The organism is Coleofasciculus sp. G2-EDA-02 (genome assembly GCF_040226375.1).
Taxonomy (GTDB): Bacteria; Cyanobacteriota; Cyanobacteriia; order Cyanobacteriales; family Coleofasciculaceae; genus Coleofasciculus.
Genome location: NZ_JAVKEW010000247.1, coordinates 1 through 22,581, shown reverse-complemented (window position 1 = coordinate 22,581; position 22,581 = coordinate 1). Strand labels below are relative to the sequence as shown.

General features: G+C 45.6%; 19 protein-coding genes. 12 read left to right on the top strand and 7 right to left on the bottom strand.

Translation table 11 applies throughout. The annotated features are described in order from the left end of the window. Nucleotides 1-51: 51 nt before the first annotated feature. The 7 genes from RLO19_RS28630 to RLO19_RS28600 all read left to right on the top strand — a co-directional run bounded on the left by RLO19_RS28630 (nucleotide 52) and on the right by RLO19_RS28600 (nucleotide 8,454). Entirely contained in the window at nucleotides 52-2,136 is a 2,085-nt protein-coding gene (locus RLO19_RS28630) for an interleukin-like EMT inducer domain-containing protein (RefSeq protein WP_446360832.1), read from the top strand. Between the two features lie 347 nt (nucleotides 2,137-2,483). Beyond that, entirely contained in the window at nucleotides 2,484-3,017 is a 534-nt protein-coding gene (locus tag RLO19_RS28625; protein WP_446360830.1) for a hypothetical protein, read from the top strand. A 70-nt stretch (nucleotides 3,018-3,087) separates the two neighbouring features. Beyond that, the gene (locus RLO19_RS28620; protein ID WP_446360828.1) at nucleotides 3,088-4,170 is read left to right on the top strand and encodes a DUF2235 domain-containing protein; all 1,083 of its coding nucleotides are present in this window, start codon (nucleotides 3,088-3,090) and stop codon (nucleotides 4,168-4,170) included. A gap of 242 nt (nucleotides 4,171-4,412) precedes the next feature. Beyond that, a complete protein-coding gene (locus RLO19_RS28615; RefSeq protein WP_446360826.1) occupies nucleotides 4,413-5,576 on the top strand; it encodes an alpha/beta hydrolase in 1,164 nt (387 codons plus the stop codon). 170 nt (nucleotides 5,577-5,746) lie between these two features. Further along, nucleotides 5,747-6,286: an SCP2 sterol-binding domain-containing protein gene (locus RLO19_RS28610; RefSeq protein WP_446360824.1), complete on the top strand. Its 540-nt coding sequence runs from the start codon at nucleotides 5,747-5,749 to the stop codon at nucleotides 6,284-6,286. A 207-nt stretch (nucleotides 6,287-6,493) separates the two neighbouring features. After that, nucleotides 6,494-6,787, top strand: coding sequence for a hypothetical protein (locus RLO19_RS28605; RefSeq protein ID WP_446360822.1), 294 nt, complete (start codon nucleotides 6,494-6,496; stop codon nucleotides 6,785-6,787). Nucleotides 6,788-7,155: 368 nt separating this feature from the next. Continuing rightward, on the top strand, nucleotides 7,156-8,454 hold the full coding sequence (locus RLO19_RS28600) for a PEP-CTERM sorting domain-containing protein (RefSeq protein ID WP_446360821.1): 1,299 nt from the start codon (nucleotides 7,156-7,158) through the stop codon (nucleotides 8,452-8,454). A 286-nt stretch (nucleotides 8,455-8,740) separates the two neighbouring features. Here RLO19_RS28600 and glgB read toward each other — a convergent pair whose 3' ends face one another. The 3 genes from glgB to RLO19_RS28585 form a co-directional block, all read right to left on the bottom strand. Beyond that, nucleotides 8,741-11,029 (bottom strand): 1,4-alpha-glucan branching enzyme, encoded by a 2,289-nt coding sequence (glgB, locus tag RLO19_RS28595; RefSeq protein WP_446360819.1) that lies wholly within the window; start codon nucleotides 11,027-11,029, stop codon nucleotides 8,741-8,743. Between the two features lie 196 nt (nucleotides 11,030-11,225). Further along, nucleotides 11,226-11,516: a hypothetical protein gene (locus RLO19_RS28590; protein ID WP_446360817.1), complete on the bottom strand. Its 291-nt coding sequence runs from the start codon at nucleotides 11,514-11,516 to the stop codon at nucleotides 11,226-11,228. Nucleotides 11,517-11,804: 288 nt separating this feature from the next. After that, nucleotides 11,805-12,317: a hypothetical protein gene (locus RLO19_RS28585; RefSeq protein WP_446360815.1), complete on the bottom strand. Its 513-nt coding sequence runs from the start codon at nucleotides 12,315-12,317 to the stop codon at nucleotides 11,805-11,807. A 225-nt stretch (nucleotides 12,318-12,542) separates the two neighbouring features. Here RLO19_RS28585 and RLO19_RS28580 point away from each other — a divergent pair, with 225 nt between their 5' ends. Then, nucleotides 12,543-13,397, top strand: coding sequence for a hypothetical protein (locus tag RLO19_RS28580; protein WP_446360813.1), 855 nt, complete (start codon nucleotides 12,543-12,545; stop codon nucleotides 13,395-13,397). Here RLO19_RS28580 and RLO19_RS28575 read toward each other — a convergent pair. The 3 genes from RLO19_RS28575 to RLO19_RS28565 all read right to left on the bottom strand — a co-directional run bounded on the left by RLO19_RS28575 (nucleotide 13,366) and on the right by RLO19_RS28565 (nucleotide 14,375). Beyond that, nucleotides 13,366-13,764 (bottom strand): hypothetical protein, encoded by a 399-nt coding sequence (locus tag RLO19_RS28575; protein ID WP_446360811.1) that lies wholly within the window; start codon nucleotides 13,762-13,764, stop codon nucleotides 13,366-13,368. The genes RLO19_RS28580 and RLO19_RS28575 overlap by 32 nt on opposite strands. Before the next feature lie 5 nt (nucleotides 13,765-13,769). Then, nucleotides 13,770-13,985 (bottom strand): hypothetical protein, encoded by a 216-nt coding sequence (locus RLO19_RS28570; protein WP_446360809.1) that lies wholly within the window; start codon nucleotides 13,983-13,985, stop codon nucleotides 13,770-13,772. Between the two features lie 168 nt (nucleotides 13,986-14,153). Beyond that, nucleotides 14,154-14,375: a UPF0175 family protein gene (locus RLO19_RS28565; protein ID WP_446360864.1), complete on the bottom strand. Its 222-nt coding sequence runs from the start codon at nucleotides 14,373-14,375 to the stop codon at nucleotides 14,154-14,156. 540 nt (nucleotides 14,376-14,915) lie between these two features. Between RLO19_RS28565 and RLO19_RS28560 the strand changes: the two genes are divergently transcribed. Both RLO19_RS28560 and RLO19_RS28555 read left to right on the top strand, forming a co-directional pair. After that, a complete protein-coding gene (locus RLO19_RS28560; protein ID WP_446360807.1) occupies nucleotides 14,916-16,790 on the top strand; it encodes a tetratricopeptide repeat protein in 1,875 nt (624 codons plus the stop codon). A gap of 315 nt (nucleotides 16,791-17,105) precedes the next feature. Beyond that, on the top strand, nucleotides 17,106-17,504 hold the full coding sequence (locus tag RLO19_RS28555) for a pre-16S rRNA-processing nuclease YqgF (RefSeq protein WP_446360805.1): 399 nt from the start codon (nucleotides 17,106-17,108) through the stop codon (nucleotides 17,502-17,504). 120 nt (nucleotides 17,505-17,624) lie between these two features. Here RLO19_RS28555 and RLO19_RS28550 read toward each other — a convergent pair whose 3' ends face one another. Next, the gene (locus RLO19_RS28550) at nucleotides 17,625-17,888 is read right to left on the bottom strand and encodes a DUF3146 family protein (RefSeq protein ID WP_446360803.1); all 264 of its coding nucleotides are present in this window, start codon (nucleotides 17,886-17,888) and stop codon (nucleotides 17,625-17,627) included. Nucleotides 17,889-18,337: 449 nt separating this feature from the next. Between RLO19_RS28550 and RLO19_RS28545 the strand changes: the two genes are divergently transcribed. Next, nucleotides 18,338-19,831: a CIA30 family protein gene (locus RLO19_RS28545; RefSeq protein WP_446360801.1), complete on the top strand. Its 1,494-nt coding sequence runs from the start codon at nucleotides 18,338-18,340 to the stop codon at nucleotides 19,829-19,831. Nucleotides 19,832-19,929: 98 nt separating this feature from the next. Beyond that, nucleotides 19,930-22,335, top strand: a complete 2,406-nt coding sequence (locus RLO19_RS28540; RefSeq protein WP_446360799.1) for an EF-hand domain-containing protein — start codon at nucleotides 19,930-19,932, stop codon at nucleotides 22,333-22,335. Nucleotides 22,336-22,581 lie beyond the last annotated feature (246 nt).

Sequence of the window (22,581 nt, the reverse complement as noted above, 5' to 3'; positions counted from 1 at the left end):
CAAATGACGAATGACCAACTTTTTAGATGCGGGTGAAGGAAGAAGGAAAGAATGAACCATAACGAAGCCTATCTCCATATCACTGTTCAGTCTGCCGCTGGTAACCAAGGAAATTCGGCTCGGATTACCGTAAATGACGAAGAATTCGGGTTTGAACCCTACAATCGCGGACTGAATGTGGCGGTTATCCATGAAGTAACGGGTCAAAAGCTGGGTGGCGCCACCTTTGATACCTTTGGTGATCCCAGTTGTGCGATCGCCTTTGCTGAATGGATGGAGAGTCTGCCTGTTGGTCGAATTGTCGCGATCGCGCTGAAGGATGAGGGGACTGTCTATCTGGATGAGCGGGCTAAAAATGCCTGTGCTGCTTTGGGTGCCTATTGGGTGTATTATCTACAATTTCGCAGTTCTTGGGCGATGATTGGTCAAAAGGGAGCGACACCGGGAACGGCGACTGAAGCGTTATCGGATGAGCATGGCGTCACCTGTTCTCGTTCCTTTACACTCCCCTCAATTTTCGCGAACACGGCGACGATTTCGGCGACATCGGCGGCTGGAGAGTACGGCGTTTTAACGCATATTAGCCGCAATGGATCTGTGATCCCGATTCCGGGAGGATATCAGCGGGGGTTAAATGTGGTGGTGTTTGAACCTGCTACTGGCAAGCCCCTGTCGAGTGGTTCGTTTGACTTCTTTGCGGATGCGTCTGTTGCTGACGCCTTTGCCCAACAGATTGAAGCGATACCCGATGGGAAGATTGTCGCGATCGCACTTAAAGATGATGCTTTTGTCAATCTCTCCGAAGCTGCCAAAGATGCCTGTCGCGCGATCGGTAGCCGTCTCATTGATGGATTGCAATTTCGAGGGGCTTGGTCAATTGTCGGCTATAAAGGCGCTTCTCCGGATGCAGTGATAGAAAATCTGAATAATTCTGGGTTCACCTCCGTCAAAGCCTGGATGCCTTTAGTCATACCCTGCCCAACCTGGCAGCCCAAACAAAAGCTACAACCCCCAGATTTACCCGAAAAAGGGATCTTTGGCAGTGCTATTGCCATGAGTGGCGAGACAGCGATTATAGGAGCGCGTTTGGCTCAAGTGAATGGTTGTCCGGCTGTGGGCAGTGCCTATATTTTCCAACACACAAACGGCCTGTGGACAGAAATACAGAAACTGCAACCGCCTGGGTTGGGGCGTCAAGATATTTTTGGGAATGCGGTGGCTATTCATGGAAATCTGGCAATTGTCGGTGCCTATTTTACCGATGCGCCCGATCGCCCCAATGCCGGGTGCGCTTATATTTTCCAACAGGAAAACGGGGTGTGGAGGGAAACACAGAAACTTCAACCCGCTGATTTACAGGGAAATGACTGCTTCGGGAGTGCGGTGGCGATTAGTGACAACATGGCGATCATTGGTGCCTATACGGTAGACGCAGAAAGTCGCCCCGATGCAGGGAGTACCTATATTTTTCAGTTAGAAAACGGGGTATGGCAACAAAAACAGAAGCTGCAACCTGATGAGTTAAAGCGCGGTGATGGTTTTGGTGGTGCTGTTGCAATCAGTGGGGAAACCGCGATCATTGGGGCGCGTCTTGCTCAGGCGGATAGCCATCAATATGCGGGGAGTGCCTATATTTTTCAGTTAGAAAAGGGGGTATGGCAACAAAAACAGAAGCTGCAACCGAGTGACTTACAGTATGGCGATAACTTCGGCAACGCGATCGCGATTAGTGGCGAAGTCGCTATTGTGGGTGCTTATGGTGTCGATGCCCAAAGCTATCCCGATACTGGCGCTGCCTACATTTTCCAACGCGAAAACGGGGTGTGGCAACAAAAACAGAAGCTGCAACCTACTGACTTACAGCGTCGCGATGGCTTTGGATGTTCCGTCGCCATTCAGGGACAAATTGCTGTCGTCGGGACTTCCGATGCAGGAAGCGTCTATATTTTCCAGTTAGAAAACGGAGTATGGCAACAAAAACAGAAGTTATACTCCCCTGAGGTGCAACCAAAAGACTGTTTTGGTTATGCCGTTGCCCTGAGTGAAGGAGTCGTGATTACTGGGGCGCATAATGCAGATGCTCAAGGGCGCCCTTATGCGGGTAGTGCTTACATCGCATTTGCCCACGGAACATGATAACTCTATCCCTGCCCTCCCCTGACTCAGGGGAGATTAGGGAGCTGGGGGAGATGTTAGTTGTTTAGTTATTTCTGCCTTCTTTCACTAGGGAAAAATCAGCCGTTCAGCATTTAGACCTTAATCGCAAAGGCTGTATATGTAGGGTGTGTTAGCCTAGCGTAACCCACCATTGCCACTATAAATGGTGTAACTGCCTAAGTCCTGAACTGGTTTCATTAAGAAACACAAACGAATGTTGGCTTAGGGGGAACTCATCAGACATTATAGAAACTTGAGTGTTAGCGATTCATTAAGCTGAACTGTCTTTTTGAGCCATTATTTGCAGAATTTATAGAGGGTGAACTATGACCAGTCAATCTCAATCCGGGCAATCACTTTTGACTCGTTCTCGTGATGTAACAATTATTAATATTGATGCGCGAGTTAACAATAATGACAACCCCGTCATTAACTATTTAAAACCTGGCACCTATGAGGTTCAGTTTATTGGTCAATCTCAAGGCGGGATGTATGATGCCTGGAGTCGTTGGAATTTTGTCTATGAATGTGATAAAAATGGCGAGAATTGTACAACCGGATGGCTTAATGAATACTACATAAAATCCAGTGAATTTATAATTAGCGTACCCACGACAGGTGTATATGCAACATCAGAACTCGCCCTATCTAAAGCCAAAAACACTTCATTTACACTAAAATTTGGCAGTGATATCAGCTTTTATATCAGTGATGATCTACTTGCAGATAATCAAGGGGGAGTGTCTTTAGCTGTCAAACAAAAACACATTCGCCAACCCCCATCATTACTGGGAAATTTAGTGTTATTCGGCTTACTGATTGCTTCAGTCGCACTAACTTGGTTCATTTTAGATCCTTAAATCAGTAAATATAGCCAAGAGAGAATCTACCGTTTATGAAAATTCATTTTTTTAGGAGTAAAAACAATCAATGAAGCGTCTGGTTATTTGTTGTGACGGAACCTGGCAACAGTTAATAAGTCCTTGTCCCACTAATGTGGTTAAGATTGCCCAGGGGGTTAAAGCCACTTGCTCTTTAAATATTCCCCAGCTCGTCTTTTACGATGAGGGAATTGGTACAGAGAACCCAATTGCCAAGATTTTTGGTGGAGCTTTTGGCAAAGGAATTGATCAAAATATAGAAGACTGCTATCGCTTTCTTTGCTTAAACTACGAACCCGGAGACGAAATATATTTGTTCGGTTTCAGTCGCGGCGCTTATACGGTTCGTAGCTTAGCTGGAATGATCTTTAACTCAGGACTATTACCGCGTGACAAGATCCGCAAAGCTCCTGAAGCTTACCAGAGATATCGTTCCCGTAAAAGTGAAGATAAACCCGATGCCTATAAAATGGAACAGTTCCGCCAGGAAAATAAAGCAGAGCAAGTTCCGATTACGCTTCTTGGCTGCTGGGACACAGTCGGTTCCCTAGGAATCCCTAATTTATTGACTTTTTTCTCCTTAGACCAACAGATTAACCAAAAATACGCATTCCACGATACTTCGTTGAGTCCTATTATTAAGAATGCGCTACACGCTGTTGCCATTGATGAGCAGCGTCAGGTTTTCGACGTTACACCCATGGAGATAAGCCGCAGGAACGAATATAAAGGTGAGCCTGTTGATCAATTCCTGCGTCAAGTGTGGTTTCCGGGTGGTCATGGAGCGGTTGGCGGTGGGACTCTGGAACAGAGTGGTTTCTCCGATGGAGCATTGCAGTGGATGATGGACTCCATTGAGCAATTGCGCCAGCAACAGCGTCTTGGGCTGGAACTTGATCCCACGGTTATCGAATATGGCATTCATCCTGACCCAACTATTAACTTTAGCGCTGAACCGCAGACTCTTATTGGTCGGTTAACGTTCAAAACTGGACGCAAGATTCGCGAAGTTAGTGATGAGTTTAATGATCTGCATGAGAGTGTTAAACAACGTTGGCAAAAAGTCTTGGATTACCGACCTTCAAATCTGGCAAAATTTAAATCTCTATTAGATAAAGACGAAGGGATATAGACGCTCCAGTAGCTTCCCTCTGGGTGACATGAATCCATGTATTCCCCAAAAATTGAGAATCGCCATACCCGATCAAACAATTCTCTGGTGAATTCAAAACTCAGTCTGGGCGGGCGCGAGTCACATCTTTTGTGAGGTACAAAACGATAATAGTGAAACCCGCCCCTACACAGTCACGCACCATGCCCTCGAAGGTCGTGAAAGATCAAAATCTCTAAGCTATGACAACAAACTCAAACACCATGATTAATCCAACGGCTGATCAAATCTCTCAAACAAAAAAAGCGATTGAAAACTACTACATTTCCTGGATATGCCACCCAGACAAACGCGAAGGAGTCGCTCCCTTTTATCAGATGCATGAACCGGGAGAATCAATTCGCGGAACAGTCATGATCTTTCATGGCTTCTCAGCTAAACCGATGCAAATGTTTCTTGTGGGTGATTACCTCTTTCGCAACGGGTTCAATATCTATCAAATTCCCTTGGCTGGTCATGGGTTTGTACCACCTGATAGTTATTGGCCCCAAGTTGACCTCAAGCCCGAATTTCGTGACCCCCTGCGTCAAGAAACCCGAAAAGATGCCGTTTTAGACCTTTTCTTGTCTAATCGTGATTATAAATCCCAAGGGCAATTTCAGCGATTGACAACGTTTCAGAAGATGGCGCTGATTGGTCGGATCATAAAAATGGCACCTCAGCTATTAGATATGGCATTGGCAATTGAGCGACCCAATGACCCCGATTTTGATCGCTATTTCACGTCGTCCCATCTGAAGTATTTGACAGATGCACAGGAACGTCTGGCAGAACTGGATGCGATGCCAGGACCGATTTATACGGTGGGACTCTCTGTTGGTGGTGCAGTTGCCCTAGGGCTGGCGGCGTCTCGACCTGACCGGATTAAAAAGGTGGTGGCTTATGCTCCACTTTTGGAAGTGTCTAATGAAATTAATGAGCGTTACATTAACCTCACAGGTCCCTTGGACTTGAGAGAATTTTCTTGGGAACACAATATTAGTTTTCCTGTAGGATGTTTAACGGCTGCTAACCGTTTTGGTGCCTTTGTTCGTAGTGATAAAAATCGAGAAATATTAAAGAAAATTCCCACGTTTTTGGTATTAACGGAGAACGAAGACGCGGCTGATCTTAAAACCAACCAGAGATTCTTTGAACAGTTGGGAGGGAAAGGCAAGGGACACTGCTACTATCTCTATCCTGCGAGTGACCTTGTACCTCATCCTATGGTAGACCCGACAGAAGTCAGTCAGGGGATGACGAATCGTTTCTGGAAGAGTTTATATCAGGAAACCTTCCGCTTCCTAACGACAGGTGAGGTTGATGCGGATAATATGAGCAACCTTGAGGAAGCACCGGATTTACCGCCGATTCCGACTTATTCGTAATGTGGTGAGACACAGCTAGGTTGATGGATTAGTGCAGAAATTGTAGGGGTGCAAGGTTTGCGCCCCTTAACGAAGAGGTCTTAGACCCAATTAATCAATTATCAATTATCAATTATCAATTATCCATTGATAACTAATCCCCAATCAAAACTCAAAACTCAAAACTTTCTATGGTTTATACATCCAGCCAACCTAATGAACAGTTGGCTCAATGGTTATATCGCTTAGTGGACATCCTTCGTAGCCAAGGAGGTTCGACTTGGCGCAGGTTGGTTCAGACTGTTTCTGGCAAAACGGCTGTGATTGAGCTAGATGGAACTCAGTTGCGACTGTGGGCTCAAGAAAATGAGCAGTTACAGGTTCACATCGAATCCCTAGCGGAGCCCCAACCCGTTCATTTTTGCAGTGATGCTGAAACCCTCAGAGATATCATTACTGGTTCTGTGACATTGGATGCGGCTGTAATGAGTGGCAAAATTTATGTGCGGGGTGATTTACCCGACTTACTGGGTATCAATCAGGTAGTCATGGGGATTTTAGCCGACAGTGCGATTAATCTACAGTTGCAACGTCTCTGGAACGAGTTTGATCACCTCTGGTTCCGTCTCCCCTCTCCTCCCCCTTGTCGCTCGCTTGATCAACAAAAACCATCCCGTGGTTATCTGATCAACCAGATACCCGCCGATGTACTTAACATTGAAGTCGATTGACTTCACCCGAAAGGGCGATATATTGTAATTTATTGTCGCCTGCTTGGTAAAATTTACGGAGTTTTACCAAGATTCTTAATGAAGATTTAAGATTTCTGACAATTTTCGTTATTCGTGGCGATCGCGCCTATTGTGATATAGAGAGCGCCGATTAACGGCGACGCTAACTTTCTGTTCACTCAGTTGCCATAACGAGCTAACTATTTTATGACTACTCTACCTACACTGATTCGTTCCCTTGCTTTAACCACCCTGCTCAGCTTTGTTGCTCCCGTTGTCCTCTTCTTGGCATTTTTCGCCTTTCTGTGTACCCTGAGCTGGGTTCCTGGCTTGGGAACTCTCGGTCAAACAGGTGCAAACGATTTGCTGCAGTTTCTGGCGATTTTCGGCAGCGGCTGTGCTGTAGAGGGTTTGGTCGTGATTAGCTTGACCTGTAGCTTTGTGGCAGCCTTATTTGATACCTACGCCTTCTATAGCTATCAGCATCTCAACGACCACTAAGTAATTTCAACGAGTATTCAGCCTAACTTCACGCCGTCTATCTGTCTAGATTAGACATCTCCGAACAAGAATTTCAAATGCTTATGCCGTCTAGGTTGAAATCTAATTTCTGGAGACTTCTATTAAGGGCGGGTCTCACTTGTTTGTGTAATATCGAAGTCCTACGGGTTAAACCTTTCTTTGAGCCACATCCTGATTCACAACCTATTACACAACTTGTTTAGGCTAGCTATAAGCTATATGACTTTGATACAAGTCAATATAGTATGGAAACATTACGAAAGTTGAAGATCTGCGCCTAACCTTGTTCGGTTCAGCCCAAATTGTGGTAAAGTTCACAAATTATTGAACAGAAAAAGGCTATTTCTATGATTGTATCAAGGAAAAATATCCGAGGTTTTTTTGTCTCTGGAATAGCTACCGTAAGTTGGCTTGCTGGCATGGGCATTGGAACTCAATCAACTCTAGCCGCACAGTTTATTCTTGAGGAAGTCGCTTCGGGATTAACTAATCCTCTCTATATCACCCATGCTCCTGGAGAAAGGGATCAGTTATTCGTCGTGGAACTCAATGGCAAAATCAAAGTAATAGATCGCAACACAGGGATAATTAATCCAGAGCCATTTCTAGACCTTAGTTCATCGACTAGTTCTCTACGTAGTATGGCATTTCATCCCGATTTTGCCAAGAATGGCTTCTTTTATGTGGGCTTGACAACCCAAGAAGTTGAGGGTTCAACAACGAGTCAAGTTATACGTTATACAGCTTCTCAGGATCTAAATACAGCAGAGCCAAACAGCGAAGAAATAGTGCTGAGTATTCCTGATGCTTCTGGATTACATCCCATCGGTTGGATAGGTTTCGGACCGGATGACAAACTCTATATTGGTCATGGTGATGCAGTTAGAAGAGCCAACGGGCAAAATCCCAATACATTACCAGGTAGTATATTGCGACTTGATGTAGATAGTGATGACTTCCAATCTGATCCAAATCGCAATTATGCTATTCCCCAGGACAACCCATTCGTTGATTCAGATGAAGGGGCTGATGAAGTTTGGGCTTATGGTCTACGCCAACCTTGGCGAAGTAGTTTTGATAGAGAGACAGGAGATTTCTATATTGGCGATGTGGGGGAAAGTACACGAGAAGAAATTAACTTTCAGCCGGCCTCTAGCAGCGGTGGAGAGAACTATGGGTGGGCAGTACGCGAAGGTTTTATCCCAACCCCTAATTTCACAGGAGGACCCAAGACACCAGATATGGTTGATCCAATCTACGATTACGAGCATGGAGATGGTGCTAATGAGGGTCGTTCTGTCATTGGTGGTTATGTCTATCGGGGTCCGATAACACAACTTCAGGGTTTGTACTTCTTCGCTGACTTTGGTAATTCACGTCTTTGGTCTCTTGATACCAACAACAATTTTGAGTTTCGCGATTGGACTGAAGATTTAAAGGATCCAACTACTCCTTCCGGTGTAGCAAGAGTTAGGTCTTTTGGTGAAGATGCAGACGGCAACTTATACTTGGCTAGTCGAAGCAGTATTCTTCGCCTGAGAGCCACCCCCGTTCCTGAACCGCTCACAATACTAGGATCAGCTACAGCTCTAGGATTTGGAGCGCTACTGAAACGAGAACATTCAAAAAAGCAGAAAAAAGACTGACTCAAAAATTTAATCCTCTATAGGACTTACGCATTGACACAAAAGCGCAACTATGCATAGCCCAAAAAAGCTTTTCTTGAGGTTTATCAGGCATTGAGAAAACGACGTATTTTCGTTATTCACACGACGGGATATTTGTACAGTGCGTAAGTCCTACTCTAGTGCAGCGCGGTAGAAAATCTTGAGTAGCTTAGTTTAAGCAACCGAAAATTTAGCCATGAACTAACAGGCTGGAGTAAAGGAAGTTCTTAAAATCCTTGCTCCACCTGTCAGATCAATCAGATTATCACTGAGGCAATTCTAGGGCGGCGGCTGTCTTCTCCCGGTTGAGCTTGAGAATCAACACACCCAGGGGAGGTAAGCACAAATCCAGAGAATAGGGTTGATTGTGGAACCACCATTCATCCGTCCACTTACCGCCTAAATTCCCCATATTACTCCCACCATACTCGCGAGCATCACTGTTAAACAGTTCTGTGTAGAAGCCCATTTCTGGCACCCCGATCCGATAATGGCTATGGGGCTGGGGTGTGAAATTGCAAACCGTGACAATAAACTCTTCAGAATCCTTAGCACGGCGGATAAATGCCACCACGCTATGGCGGTTGTCACTACAATCAATCCATTCAAACCCCGCTTCGGCATAATCTTGGGTGTATAGAGCAGATTCTCGTCGATAGACTTGATTCAGATCAGCCATAAACAGCTTCAATTGCTGATGGGGTTCGTATTGCAGTAAATGCCATTCTAAATCGCCCCAGACATTCCACTCACTCCACTGACCAAACTCCATGCTCATAAACAGGGTTTTCTTGCCGGGATGAGTGAACATATAGGTAAATAAGCAACGGACATTGGCAAACTTTTGCCACTCATCCCCAGGCATTTTGCCCAGCATGTTGCTCTTACCATGAACAATCTCATCGTGAGACAGCGCCAGCATGTAGTTTTCAGCATGGTGATACCACATACTGAAGGTAATATTATTCTGGTGGAACTGGCGGAACCAGGGGTCCATGTGGAAATAATCCAGCATGTCGTGCATCCAACCCATGTTCCACTTCAAATTAAAACCTAATCCGCCAACATACGTGGGCCAAGACACCATGGGCCAATCCGTTGACTCTTCAGCAATGGAGAGGATACCGGGAAAATAGCTAAAGATGACATGATTCACCTGTCGCAGGAAATCGGCGGCTTCAATATGCTCTCTCCCCCCATACTGGTTGGTTACCCATTCTCCTGGTTTTCGGCAATAGTCCAGGTAAAGCATCGAGGCGACAGCATCCACGCGAATCCCATCAATGTGGTATTTGTCAAACCAGAATAAGGCGTTGGACACCAAGAAGTTACGGACTTCGTTGCGGTTATAGTTGAAAACTAAGGTTCCCCACTCTTTATGTTCACCCTTACGGGGGTCAGCATGTTCATACAGGTGAGTACCATCAAAGAAGGCTAAACCGTGACCATCTTTGGGGAAATGACCCGGTACCCAGTCCACAATCACCCCAATCCCATTCTGGTGACACTGATCCACGAAGTACATGAAATCCTCGGGTGTCCCATAGCGAGAGGTGCAGGCAAAGTATCCTGTAACCTGATAACCCCAAGAGCCGTCAAAGGGATGCTCGGCGACGGGGAGTAGCTCAATATGCGTAAATCCCAGGTCTTTAACATAAGGAATTAAGCGATCCGCCAATTCCCGATAGGTGAGAAATCGCGCTCCGGGTTTAAGCTCAGACACCAGAACCACGGGTTCAGGCTTCCCATCCGCTCCAATGGCGGGTTCGGCTGAAGAACCATGCAGCCACGAGCCTAAATGCATTTCATAGATAGAAATTGGCTGAGTCAGCGTATCGGTATGGCGGCGCTGCTCCATCCAGTCTTGATCATTCCAGGTATAGGCATCAAGATCGGCAACAATCGAGGCGGTTTTGGGGCGGATTTCTTGGTGGAAACCATAGGGGTCAGATTTTTCGTAAATATGCCCATCATAGTTTTTGATTTCATACTTGTAAGGGTCTCCCAATCCCACTTCTGGGATGAATAGTTCCCAAATGCCCGTGTCACCCTTCCGCATTTGGTGCTTGCGCCCATCCCAGTGGTTAAAATCGCCTAAAACCGAAGCGTTGCGAGCATTCGGAGCCCAAACGGCAAAGTAGACACCCTGAACCCCATCTATTTCCGTGGGATGGGCTCCGAGTTTCTCGTAGATGCGATGATGATTCCCTTCGGCAAATAGATGCCGATCAAATTCGGTTAAGCGCGGCGAACGGAAGGCGTAGGGATCGTAGATAACTCGCTCGTGTTCGCCTTCTTTGAGGCGTAACTGGTAGTTTGCCAGTTCTTCGATATCGATTTGACATTCAAAAAAGTGGGGATGATGCACTGATTGCATCGGATAGTCTTGGCGTTGTTCTGGAAGCACAACCCACACCGCGTCAGCATTAGGGAAATACACCCGCACTGTCCAGATGGTCTTTCCATCCTGTTCTAATTGGTGTGGACCCAGTATTTCAAAGGGGTCGTGATGTTGATTCCAGACAATTCGGTCAATCTGTTCAGGAGCAATCATGGGAAACATCAAGCTATCTACTTCAGTGAATGAAAAGTGGGTGTTAAATAATTTTAATATTTATATACTTTTTTGATTTTTTCTACACATTTGGGGCAAGTTGGGGTATAAGCAAGAGTTATGTTTTCTCGGTTTGGTCACCGATCGAGGGCTATCCTTGAGGACAGGGTAAGGCTTCCGGCGTTTTTGGCTTCGGCTAAAACGGTGTGACTGTCCGCCACAGCTCAAGCAGTTGCAGCAGAAAAACATTGTGCTGGATCTCCGGATCGAGTTCCGGGGGGGTTTCTCGCTGGGCTAATTCAGCTTTAAGTTGGGCGTATTCTGCGGCTGTAAGCAGTTCCCCATCGATAGGCGATCGCGCCTCCGTGATAATCTCGGTTCTCAACACCTCTTCGGGTAGGTCATCTGGGGGAGGTAACGCCAAAGTCGGTTGAGCCACCCAACCCATTAATCCCAGCCAGATACTAAAAACTATACCTTTTTCCATGCTTTTAAGTTAAAAATAGTTTTAAGTGTACAGCCCTAACATACTATATCTGTTTTGAGTGCGATCGCTTCTGGCTTGTTGTTCGCGATCGCTTCCCTAACGCTTCACCCATCCGTTATGAATGAAGCAACCCACTCGCGTTAAACCGCCTTGGGTTCAAACCCAAGGCTAAAAGCTCAAGTAAGCTAAAGCTTACTACATTCAACCCTTTGAACCCATTTTCACGGGTTTTAGCTTTTAGCCCAAACTTTAGCGTAAGTTAGCTCCCTCACCAGATACCGTGAGAATTTAGAAAATCTCGTATTCTGGGGTATCTGCTACAAGATTGATTTCTCGTCGTATCCACCGCCAAATAAAGTCTTGTTGTTCAGGCGAGAAGCCACATCGATCCATTTCGGCTTGCACTTTATCATCTGGTACTGGCTGAAAACGGGCAATTAATACCCAGCGGATACCACCGAAAAAATAATAGTCATCATTTTCTCGAAGATCATAAACAGAACAAGGTACATAATTCGGATCTTGTCTTTTATCTTCCTCTAAGGTTGTAGACAATAATGCAAATACTCCAAATATGCTATCAGAATATTGATCCAGTAAATCTTTTAAATATCCTTCCGAAAAATAGGTATTATCTGATACCGTCTCGGCTGCTTTTTGGAGAATTGGCTGTAAGGCAGTTTCATTGAGTTTCCGGCTTTCTATGATTTCTTGACCAATAAGACGCTTTCCTACCCGACGACTAACGGGTTCGAGAAGTAGAGAGAGTCCTTCGGTAATTAGTGTTAAAATTAGTTCCATGGTTGTATGCTATAGGAGTTATGATAGGAATAGTTCTATTGGCGTGGCATACCTAATTTAATGGATTAACCTTGTATTAAGGAACTGTAGGGGCGCAAGGCTTGCGCCCGATTTAACCGTCAAATCTATGCCACCATTTTAGCTGTGTCACACCACTATATTAATCGATGGGTGAGTGTGTCCGGCGCTAAAGCGCAACTACAAACCTTTTTATGACAGGGAATTATGAAGGTTAGTTTTGGACTTGGGTACATCGCCAGCCTGATTCTATTGGCGAGTTATCCTTTGCTGACAATGGTTACTAATCCGACTCCTGCTGTAGCGGATGATACGGGAGTGATTCGGAAAGTCGTACTCTTGGACTTATGGGAAAGGGGTAATGGGTTTCGGTTGTCTCCAGAAGTTACTCAAATTACAGTTGTTGAGAATTATGCGATCGCGCAGTGGTTTTGGGACAATATTGCTGGGGAAACGGTTGTGATCAATCAAAATAATCAATGGCTTGCGATCGCGTCAACCCAAACTCCATTTACTCCTAGCACCCTGGCTAGCTATGGGATTCCCCGTGAGATGGCGCGAACATTAATCAATCGCGATCGCGCTAATCCCAACACACCGCCAGAACAACCTCCCGTAGCTAATATATTCACCCCCGTCTTACCGCAACTCCAGCAACAAACCGATACCTTAATTTTATTACCCAGCCAAATGCCGGCGTTTAAACAGCGGATTTATGTAAATAGCTTTAGGTCACCCAATACCTATAGTATTGCCTTAAGCTTGAAGCAAAACTGCAATGGAATGGCTGATTGTACCGTGGGAGCCTTTAGCGCCACGCCAGTGAATCATAGCTATTCTCCCGAAGATGGATTCATTAAAAAAATTTCCCTCACCAACGATATCTGGGGATACTTTACACCAAGTCGATGCCAGAGTATTTGTACACCATCAGTGATTGAATGGGTGTGGCAAAATACCCATTACCGAATTGCCTTAAAAGGGATGGGTACAGATGTTAATCGAGCTGAAGCAATGATGGTCAACATTGCTAATTCTGCGATTGAAGCTGGTCCACGTTAATGCACTTATAGCAGATTTCACCTTCTTCCCTGTTGTTTAATTTCAAGACAAAACATGTTGCTGATTGCCGGATAATCTCAATAAATTCATCGACTTTATTTACTAAAATTGTTTTATTTTTATATGAAATTTCAGCTCCTGACGACACTAATTTAAGCTTCAAACTATAGGGTTCTTCTGCTATCTCAACAGCCAAATTATTTCCTAATTTCATTGCTTTACCTACTGCGATCAAGGCATCAAACCAAGAATCTAAATAAGTCGCTTCTTCTTGAATTGTTCTCTCGCCATCGCTAATCGAAATATCGCCCACTGGATCTATGGGATCGATGCCGCCTTCTTCATCGAGTTTCCATTCAATTTTCATCGTTTTTACCTATCCCTAATATGTACAGAACGTAACCGACCTAAAGAATTGAGAACAACTCGAACTCTAATTTGCTGTCCTCCTAAATTTACATATTGCTCAAAAATTTGTCTGTCTCCCGGATTGCCAATTAAGTTTTCTGGACGACTCGCAATTTGCTGACCAAGTTGGAGAACATCATCAAGAGTTATAGAGGGTTCATGAACTTGGAAATCTGGCAAATGCTTGCTGATATGTTTTAGATTTTTCTGGCTAATATTTTCTGATGGATTAACAAATTCAACTGAACCTCACTCTCTTGTAATTTAGATATTCAATCTATTCCTTAATTATACTTTAGCATAACAAATAGAGAAATAAGCGGACTGCTATCAGCGATGATTGCGGCGTTAGTCATCCCGTAATTCGTCGGCAATTTGGTCATCGTCTAGGTTGATTACCGGGACTTGCAATCGTCCAAGTTCGTACATAAATTGCAGTTTGTTCATGTTGCAAAAGTCAGCAGCTTTGCCTAGAGATAGCCGACGTAACTCGAACAGTTTAACGGCGAGCAAGAAGATTAGTTCAGCTTCTAAGGCTTGGGGTGATTTACCAGATTTGACACTCCTCAGCCTAAAGGCATGAGGATTCTTCTTTCATCGAGCGCTCTTACTATGAAACAGGGGTCCTATTTCATACCAGAGGAGCATCTCTAAGAGAAGCGTTTTGCTCCATTGCAGAAGCTAGTTACGATATGCCCTACCGTACTATTGAAAACAAGAAAAAATGTGTTTTCTGGTACTTGGTGCTTAGACTTTTTACCTGTACAAGCATTCCTGTACAGAACCCTCTAAGCCTAGTTTTCAAGGTGCGATGCCTCTCGGACCCTGGGTTTTTATAGAGGTTAAACACCCTTTCCTCTGGTGTTAATTTTAACACAAAGTCGTCCTAGAAGAACGAGGCTTTAGACCCAATTATTCGGTAATGAGTAAGTCGTCGGGATAGGGGAGGGACAGGGTATCCATGGTTGTCTCTGTGGTTAAAAGGCGTGTGAGGTGAGCTGTGGCTCAATTCTAGCTTCTACACAACGCTTTGATGTTAGGGGTGTATATTAACAAAAGTAGGTTAGCCCAAGTTTAGGATATTAACGTAAGTTTTGAGAACAAAACACGATGACAGACTCTTTATCATTACGCGATCGCTGTTTTCAACTGATTGATGAAATTGTCGCCGCGACGCTGAAAGGAAAAATCCGATCCAAGCGACAGGTTTACCAAAAGCTGGCGTCAGGTGTCAGTAGTGGAACCGGGGAAATGTTTGAACGCTGTCTGGATGAACGTCACAGCAGCACTCAGGAGGAAATCGATAATCCGGCGAGTGAACTCAAACAGGCTAAAGCGATACGGGCGCAGAGGGCGCTGAATATGATTAGCAGCGAATGGGAACGGGTACAGCAGGAGAATCAGGTGTCTGTTGCGATCGCAACCGCCACCCAAGGGATTACCCAAGCTGATCAGAGCGAACGTTTGACCGCTTTTGTGCGTGCGATCGATCCGAATCGGGAACCTGTCCTGAATCTATCTCAATTGGCTCAATTAGCCAAAACCCTTCAGCAGGAAGCAACAGCTAGTTCCGACAGCGATCGCGCCACGGAACTTGAACAGCTAGCCAAAGGAATTACCGGCGGGTTAGCCGCTTGGGGAAATTTGGAAAACGATTTAGTAAGCTGGATTTATGAGCAAAGTCAGGGTTCCTTGGGTTTTGAAGAACTCTCTCAACAGCGCGGACCTTGGGGACTCTGGGCAAAAAAGGTGAATCGTCCTCTACCCCAGTCTTTGTTCCAAGCCCTAGCCCATAATCGACCCCTCGATGAATGGATTCGTCAACAGCCAACGTTAGAACTGGATGCTTGGGTAGAAATAACAGTTGTTCTCCAATGGTTACAGCGTCGGTTAGTTAGTTGGTTTGATCAACGAGTCTATAACTCCAAAATGGGGGCTAGACTCTCGATTTCCACCTTTATCGTATTTGCAGTAATCTGGTCACAAATTGCCCTTGCCTTAAATCAAGCAACGGTTCCCCAACGAGAACGCTTGATAGATAGCTGTTTTCAGGTGACACTGCAAATTCTCCGCACTTTTGCCCAACGGGAGTATTTTCCGCTTTATGGCGGTGTTTTTGCCTCCTTGAGTGGTAATTATCTGCGGAATGCAATGGATTACCTGAATGAACCCTTGCGGCGCGTCGAGGGAACCCAAGAGAAAGCCCGAATTCTTACGTTATTGGGCTATTCCCAACGGGCGCAAGGTCGATATGATCGAGCAACGCAATTCCATGAGCGAGCCTTAGAGATTGCTCGTTCAGCTAACGATCGCCCTTGTGAGATTGCTAATTATAATCACTTAAGCCGCATCTGTGTGGCACAGAAAAATTATCCTGAGGCGATTAATTATAGCCAACGGGGATTAATTTTAGCACGGCAGGCGGGGGATAAGTTAGGCGAAGCCAATGCCTTAGCGAATTTGGGCTATAGTGAGGTCTTTCAAGCCCAACAGCAAGCCCTTGATCCAGATGTGTACGAAAGCGCCATTACTTACCTACAACAAGGGCGGCAATTATTAGAACGATTAGGCGATCGCCAAAGTCAAGCCCTTTGTTTATGTAGTTTGGGGATTGCTTATGGGGTTATGCAACAACCACAAGAGGCGATTACCTATTTAGAACAAGGTTGGCAAGCCGCACAATTTTCTGGGGATTTGTATTTACAAGGACTCAATTTAGCGTATCTGGCGCAAGCATACTATCAGTTACAAAATTGGAATAAAACGATTTACACAGGAAGCTTAGGCGGATATTTGTTGGAGCAGATTGGCACAGAAGACTGGCGCAAAGCAGTGGGATTACTCACTATTTTACAAGGACAATTGGGAGTAGAAGTGTTCCAAGACCTGTTGCAGCAGCAGCGGTCAAAAATTATTCCCTTAATTGGGGTAGATGGGTATGATTACATTCCCGAATTGTTGGAAAAATATCGAAATTCGATGTAATTGGTCATTGGTCATTGGTCATTCGTCATTCGTCATTCGTCATATTCATGAAAATACCAGACCCCAATTATGTATGTCATTCTGAATGGAGCGAAGCGGAATGAAGAATCTCTACCGATGTTGGGAGCAGACCAATAATAAGACTTTAACTTTACTGATAAGTTTTTATTATCACTATAAGTACGGGAGAGCCAAGACGCTGAACCTTATATGCAGCAGGAAATAGCTCAGGTTATGAACCAAGTTTCCAGTTTGTTCTCCAATATCGTAGGAATTACTAACAGTTAAAATAATAGAATATACATATTTTGAACTATGATATTAGGGTTTGATCCGGGGCGGGATAAATGTGGTTTAGCGGTGAAAGGGAAAGATCAAGAGATTTCCTATCATCAAGTGATACCATCTGAGCAGGCGATTGCAACCCTAAAAAAGTTATGTCAGCAGTTTCCCATTGAAACCATTGTCATGGGGAACCAAACCACCTCTAAGCAATGGCAAGGTAAAATTCGTGAAGTCATTTCTGCCAAGGTTCCCATTGTCTTAGTCGATGAACGCTATAGTACATTAGAAGCCCGCGATCGCTACTGGCAAATGTATCCCCCCAAGGGACTCCAACGCCTGATTCCCCAAGGGATGCGCCAGCCGCCTCGACCAATTGATGATATTGTCGCTATCTTGCTCATTGAGCGCTACTTACAAACTCAGACCTAAAAATTAGGTCAGGGCAGGTTTTGAACAAACGTTATCATCAATAGCGACACCAAAGTCCCTAAACCCGCCCCTACAAACCATGTTTCCTCGAAAGCTGTGAAGGATTAACCCTCAACACTCTTATAATTCCGCCCTAATGGTAAACGCATAATCTCCTCCCGGTTCCAACTGGTAATCGCAACGCTCTAAGAATCGACCCAGTGGTTCTTGGATTAAAGCGCGTCCCAAAGCAGGTCTGACGACCAACTGACCTTGGCGAAAACGCCATTGAAACTGCCACTTATAAGCTGCCGCTTGAACATCTCCTTCAATTTTGCCCTGTTGCCAAGAGTGCTGGGTAATCCGAACGTAGGCGGTGGTTTCCGGTAAATTCTTAGAACTCACAGCTAAACCTCTTCAGCTTAAACATTATTCTGGATGCAGCTTAGGGCGCACAAGTCCAGATTCGAGCATTTTATACTAAACTACCGGCAAATACGTGAAAGGTTATCAAAGTGAAGTAATTCTGGCAGAAGATGCGATAATTTCGCCGTTGCAATTTCCCAGTTGTACGATTACAGTTTCTGAGCTATTACCGCCAGTGATTGAATCGTAGGGGCGCATGGCGTGCGCCCGATTCAATATAGCGTGCGCCCGATTCAATGGGCGAGTTTTGTTAGTCAGCGATCGGTAATCAGCCACATTGAATTCCTAAACCCGCCCCGACAATGATATTGGTATCCCCCTAAACCTAATCTAGGTTGCACCACAAGAAGATCCGCTATAGCGATCGCGGATTCATCCCCGTTGCCAAATTCGGTACACTGAAAAAAATAATAGTATAGGAGGGGATAATGACCCAGAACAATCGCTCCCAATGGGATGCTGGTAGATTTGTCAAAACATTAGCTTACTTTGAGGTTATCCCTTTTATTAGCTGTTTAAAACGCTTATTTTCAGGTAACACAAAACATCACCAACCAAGTCAGAGTGGAGAAAAACGATTGGGCAAGATACTAGTAGCCGGTGCAACGGGTGGCGTCGGGAAGCGAGTCGTGCGGCGTCTGATAGAACGAAATTATCCGGTACGCGCTTTAGTCAGAGATACTCAGCGAGGGCGGGAAATGCTCCCAGATGAGGTGGAACTGTTTGAAGCCGATATCACTATCCCAGAAACCTTAACCCCTGCCATGATGGAGGGTATCTCCGCCGTCTTATGCTGCACAGGTGTTCGGGTGCAACCTGTAGAAGGAGATACACCAAACCGGGAAAAATATTATCAAGGCATCAAATTTTATATGCCAGAAGTTGTCGATAGTCCCGAAATTGTAGAGTATCAAGGGATTAAGAATTTAGTCCAAGTCGCCGCTAACCATTTAGAACCCGGAAAACAACTCATTTTTGATTTCAAAAATCCCTCAGATGACGTAAAAGAAACCTGGGGGGCTGTGGATGATGTAGTGATGGGCGGTGTGAGTGCAAGCTCAATTCGGCTGATTGATAATGCGGCATTATTCAGCGGAACTGTATCTACAGCAAACTCTGGTGGTTTTGTTTCCGTTCGCACTCGCAATTTTGATCCACCCTTAAATTTAGCCGGATATGAGGGGATGGAACTGCGAGTCAAAGGAGATGGACAACGTTATAAGTTTATTCTGCGAACAGAATCAAGGTGGGATGGGATTTCTTATTGCTATTCATTTGATACTGAAAAAGATACCTGGATTGATGTTTGCGTTCCCTTTGAGGCGCTGATTCCGGTATTTCGTGCCAAAACTCTCCAGGATGCTGAACCCTTTGATCCGAGCCATATTTACGCCCTGCAACTGATGCTGAGTAAGTTTGAGTATGACGGCGCACTGAATCCCAACTTTGAGCCAGGAACATTTTCCTTAAAAGTGGAAACAATCAAAGCATACAATGGTGCGACTTTACCTCAATTTATTATGATTAGTTCTGCTGGCGTCACCCGTCCAGGGCGTCCCGGAATTAACTTAGAAGAAGAACCTCCAGCCGTGCGAATGAATGACCAATTAGGCGGAATTCTCACCTGGAAGCTACGAGGAGAAGATGCGGTACGCCAAAGTGGTATTCCTTATACGATTATCCGTCCCTGTGCTTTAACCGAAGAGCCAGGCGGTAAAGGTTTGGTATTTGAGCAAGGCGATAATATTCGAGGCAAAGTCAGTCGAGAGGATATTGCTGAACTTTGCCTTCAGGCGCTAGAACAATCCCAAGCTTGTCATGTCACCTTTGAAGTGAAAGAAGCCGAAACAAGTTCTCCCGATTGGCATCATTTGTTTTCTTCCCTAAATTCGGATAACACAGACTTTTCTGAGTCAACTTGACGGATGACCCGTTTTATAGTTCTGTAGAGGGAAACTGGAATGAAGTTTGAGAACTTGCTTTAAAATTGACAAAAATGAACAGACAAAACCCAAAAACAATGAACGAAGCCGAGGTAGAAAGACTTTGGCAAGCTTTCAGAGTTTTCGATGAAGATGGCAGTGGCGAAATTTCAGCCGAAGAGTTGGGGGCTGTTATGCGATCGCTGGGTCAAAATCCCACCGACGCGCAACTGCACGACATGATTAAAGATGTGGACGTAGATGGTTCCGGTGCCATTGACTTTGAAGAGTTTAAAGCTCTCATGGTGTCCCAACAGGGCGATCGCGAAAGTCGGCTGAGGCTTGCCTTCAGTGTATTTGACGAGGACGGTTCCGGTCATATCTGCGCCAAGGAACTCAAAAACGTCATGAGTAAGTTTGGGCTGACAGACGAGGAACTGCAAGAGATGATCAAAGAAGTTGATCGCGACGGCGACGCTTTCATTAACTTTGAAGAATTTTGCCAACTCGTTCCCGAAGAAAACGAATCTTCAACGGGCTATAAGGATTCCTTCGTTATCGTAACCGAAGGCGATCGCGACGGCAACGCTTTCATCGACGTTGACGAATTTTGCCCGCCTGTTCTTGAAAAAAGTGAATCCTCAACGGGCGATCAGGATTCTGCTGTTGCTGCAACCGCATCTGTGCAAACACCCGCTAGCGACATAGCATCAGAGGTAACACAGCTTCAAGACATCCTCACCCAACAAGTTAAGGACGACTGCGGTAGAAAGCGTGGCACCTCTCGCCTACAAATGCAAATTGGTCTATTTCGATTGATTCAGGGCGCTGCCTATCGCTGCTTCCGCGAAAGTTTTTCGGCGAACCACGAAACCCATTTACGGGTGAGGGATTTACCCTACCGAATTTCTGATTTCACCCAGTTTGTGCGCGTTGCTATCACCTTCTACAAAGGCTTGGGCATTGTCGAAGACGCTTGCTATCCCTTGCTTAATGAAGTGATTCACTCCATCGAAGCCGAATATGCCCGCCTGCAAGATCGGATCAAAAACTGGCAAAACATTGAAAAAAGCCCAGAAATGCAAGCGGAGGCGCAGCGGATGCATGAAACCCGCAGCAAATCTGCCACAGTTCGTGAGAAATTCGCCGCTGGGGTGGAATTCGCCATCACCATGAAGAAAAAGCATCTCCACATCGGAGATATGGTAGAGGGAGTGCTGGCAATCAATGAACTGAATCGGTTGCGCCAACTGGAACTGAAAGCAGAAGTGACACCCACGTCGCCAAAAACCAATGGGGAAGATCCCAAGGCTTACTTGAAGCAATGGAACCGGGTGATTCTCAACGATGATCGGGAAGAAATCGACGGTGCGATGATGCCTGTGGCTTACTGGTACGAAGACTTCATGCCGAAACTTCTGACAGCGTTTAGTGTTTGTACGGCGGATGATATTGAAAGAAACACCAATCCCGACGAAGCCGCCTTGGATCAGTTGTATGAAGAGACTAAAGCCGTCGGAGAGTTTGATCGCTATGGTGGGGACGTTTGCGAAGAATTTCTCAACTGCACTCCTCAGCAAAAACTAGCAATTTTGCAGGCTTGGCGGCTGAGCCACCACTACCTCAACGGTGTGCAGAAGCGCCGGGAGCGTCTGGAGTTTGGTCGCGAATGTGGTGCCCTGTCCCAGTATGTGGCATTCATTGATGTATGGCTCAACTGCAGCTATGTTCGGGATGCCCAAATGCGAGTCAGTTTCCCTTACTACATTGGACCAGCCGTTTGGCGTTTCTTCCACACGTCTGCCGAAATCGTCTGCACCAAATCTCCGGAAGAACAGAAAGCGCTGATCGGGGTTTTCAAGGATTTTATCAAACTGTTCGCCACGATGTACCCTTGCCCCTATTGTCGCCATCACTTGAATGCTTATGTGGTACAAAACAAGGAAGTGAATATGTACCCGATGGAGTACCTGTTGTTGGGACAAGAACTCCATGCAACCCAGTTTAGTATGTCCTTCGACAACAAGCTGGCTACGGTAACCGATGGACCATCGATGCGCCTGTTTTTCTGGAAGTTGCACAACACCGTCAATTCTTCCATCGCCCGTTCGGAAGAGTGGTATCAACGGGATGACAAAGCCTTCTACACCAACCGCTATTGGCCCAGCCTTGATGCTGAGTTGACCCGCGCCCGCGCCCTGCGTCACATCAGTATCACCACCGATCGCATCTACTATATCTACAGTATGCTCAAACCCACCGCCCGCCTGTCGGGATTTCATCTAGGATTGCAAAAGTTTTTGGACAGAGGCGACGAACGGGGTATCCAAGAGTTGTGTAAGCTTGCTGACACCTACATCAAGGAGGTAGAAAACGCCGTTTTAGAAGGAAACTTCCTGCAAGAGTCTTACAGCTTCGACCCAACCCTGGAAGATAACGCCCCTTACTTTACTCCCGAAGAAGAGGAGTTTGCTCGCAGCGGCGTTTTTGTTGAGGTTCACTAAGGGAAGTTGGGGAAGCAATGTAGAGACGTTGCATGCAACGTCTCGCGAGCTGGGGGAGGGAAAGTTATATCTTTGACGATCTCCCTCCTAGAAGAAGGGAGATTTTATGGAAATTTCGTTCCATATATCCCGGTAAACGGGTTCCCAGGCACACGATATTCGCCATCTAGGGCATCGTGTTATCTCCTAACACCCTGTCGATTCAGGGCTGGGCGTTTCAAACCTTTGCGGTTTGGGTTCCGCCGA

Excerpts from the sequence above, each read along its gene's own strand:
- RLO19_RS28610 (WP_446360824.1), top strand. The coding sequence starts at position 5,747 with ATGGTTTATACATCCAGCCAACCTAATGAACAGTTGGCTCAATGGTTA.
- RLO19_RS28615 (WP_446360826.1), top strand. The coding sequence starts at position 4,413 with ATGATTAATCCAACGGCTGATCAAATCTCTCAAACAAAAAAAGCGATT.
- glgB (WP_446360819.1), bottom strand. The coding sequence starts at position 11,029 with ATGATTGCTCCTGAACAGATTGACCGAATTGTCTGGAATCAACATCAC.
- RLO19_RS28630 (WP_446360832.1), top strand. The coding sequence starts at position 52 with ATGAACCATAACGAAGCCTATCTCCATATCACTGTTCAGTCTGCCGCT.
- RLO19_RS28600 (WP_446360821.1), top strand. The coding sequence starts at position 7,156 with ATGATTGTATCAAGGAAAAATATCCGAGGTTTTTTTGTCTCTGGAATA.
- RLO19_RS28555 (WP_446360805.1), top strand. The coding sequence starts at position 17,106 with ATGATATTAGGGTTTGATCCGGGGCGGGATAAATGTGGTTTAGCGGTG.
- RLO19_RS28620 (WP_446360828.1), top strand. The coding sequence starts at position 3,088 with ATGAAGCGTCTGGTTATTTGTTGTGACGGAACCTGGCAACAGTTAATA.
- RLO19_RS28540 (WP_446360799.1), top strand. The coding sequence starts at position 19,930 with ATGAACGAAGCCGAGGTAGAAAGACTTTGGCAAGCTTTCAGAGTTTTC.
- RLO19_RS28590 (WP_446360817.1), bottom strand. The coding sequence starts at position 11,516 with ATGGAAAAAGGTATAGTTTTTAGTATCTGGCTGGGATTAATGGGTTGG.
- RLO19_RS28625 (WP_446360830.1), top strand. The coding sequence starts at position 2,484 with ATGACCAGTCAATCTCAATCCGGGCAATCACTTTTGACTCGTTCTCGT.
- RLO19_RS28580 (WP_446360813.1), top strand. The coding sequence starts at position 12,543 with ATGAAGGTTAGTTTTGGACTTGGGTACATCGCCAGCCTGATTCTATTG.
- RLO19_RS28585 (WP_446360815.1), bottom strand. The coding sequence starts at position 12,317 with ATGGAACTAATTTTAACACTAATTACCGAAGGACTCTCTCTACTTCTC.
- RLO19_RS28560 (WP_446360807.1), top strand. The coding sequence starts at position 14,916 with ATGACAGACTCTTTATCATTACGCGATCGCTGTTTTCAACTGATTGAT.
- RLO19_RS28545 (WP_446360801.1), top strand. The coding sequence starts at position 18,338 with ATGACCCAGAACAATCGCTCCCAATGGGATGCTGGTAGATTTGTCAAA.
- RLO19_RS28575 (WP_446360811.1), bottom strand. The coding sequence starts at position 13,764 with ATGAAAATTGAATGGAAACTCGATGAAGAAGGCGGCATCGATCCCATA.
- RLO19_RS28605 (WP_446360822.1), top strand. The coding sequence starts at position 6,494 with ATGACTACTCTACCTACACTGATTCGTTCCCTTGCTTTAACCACCCTG.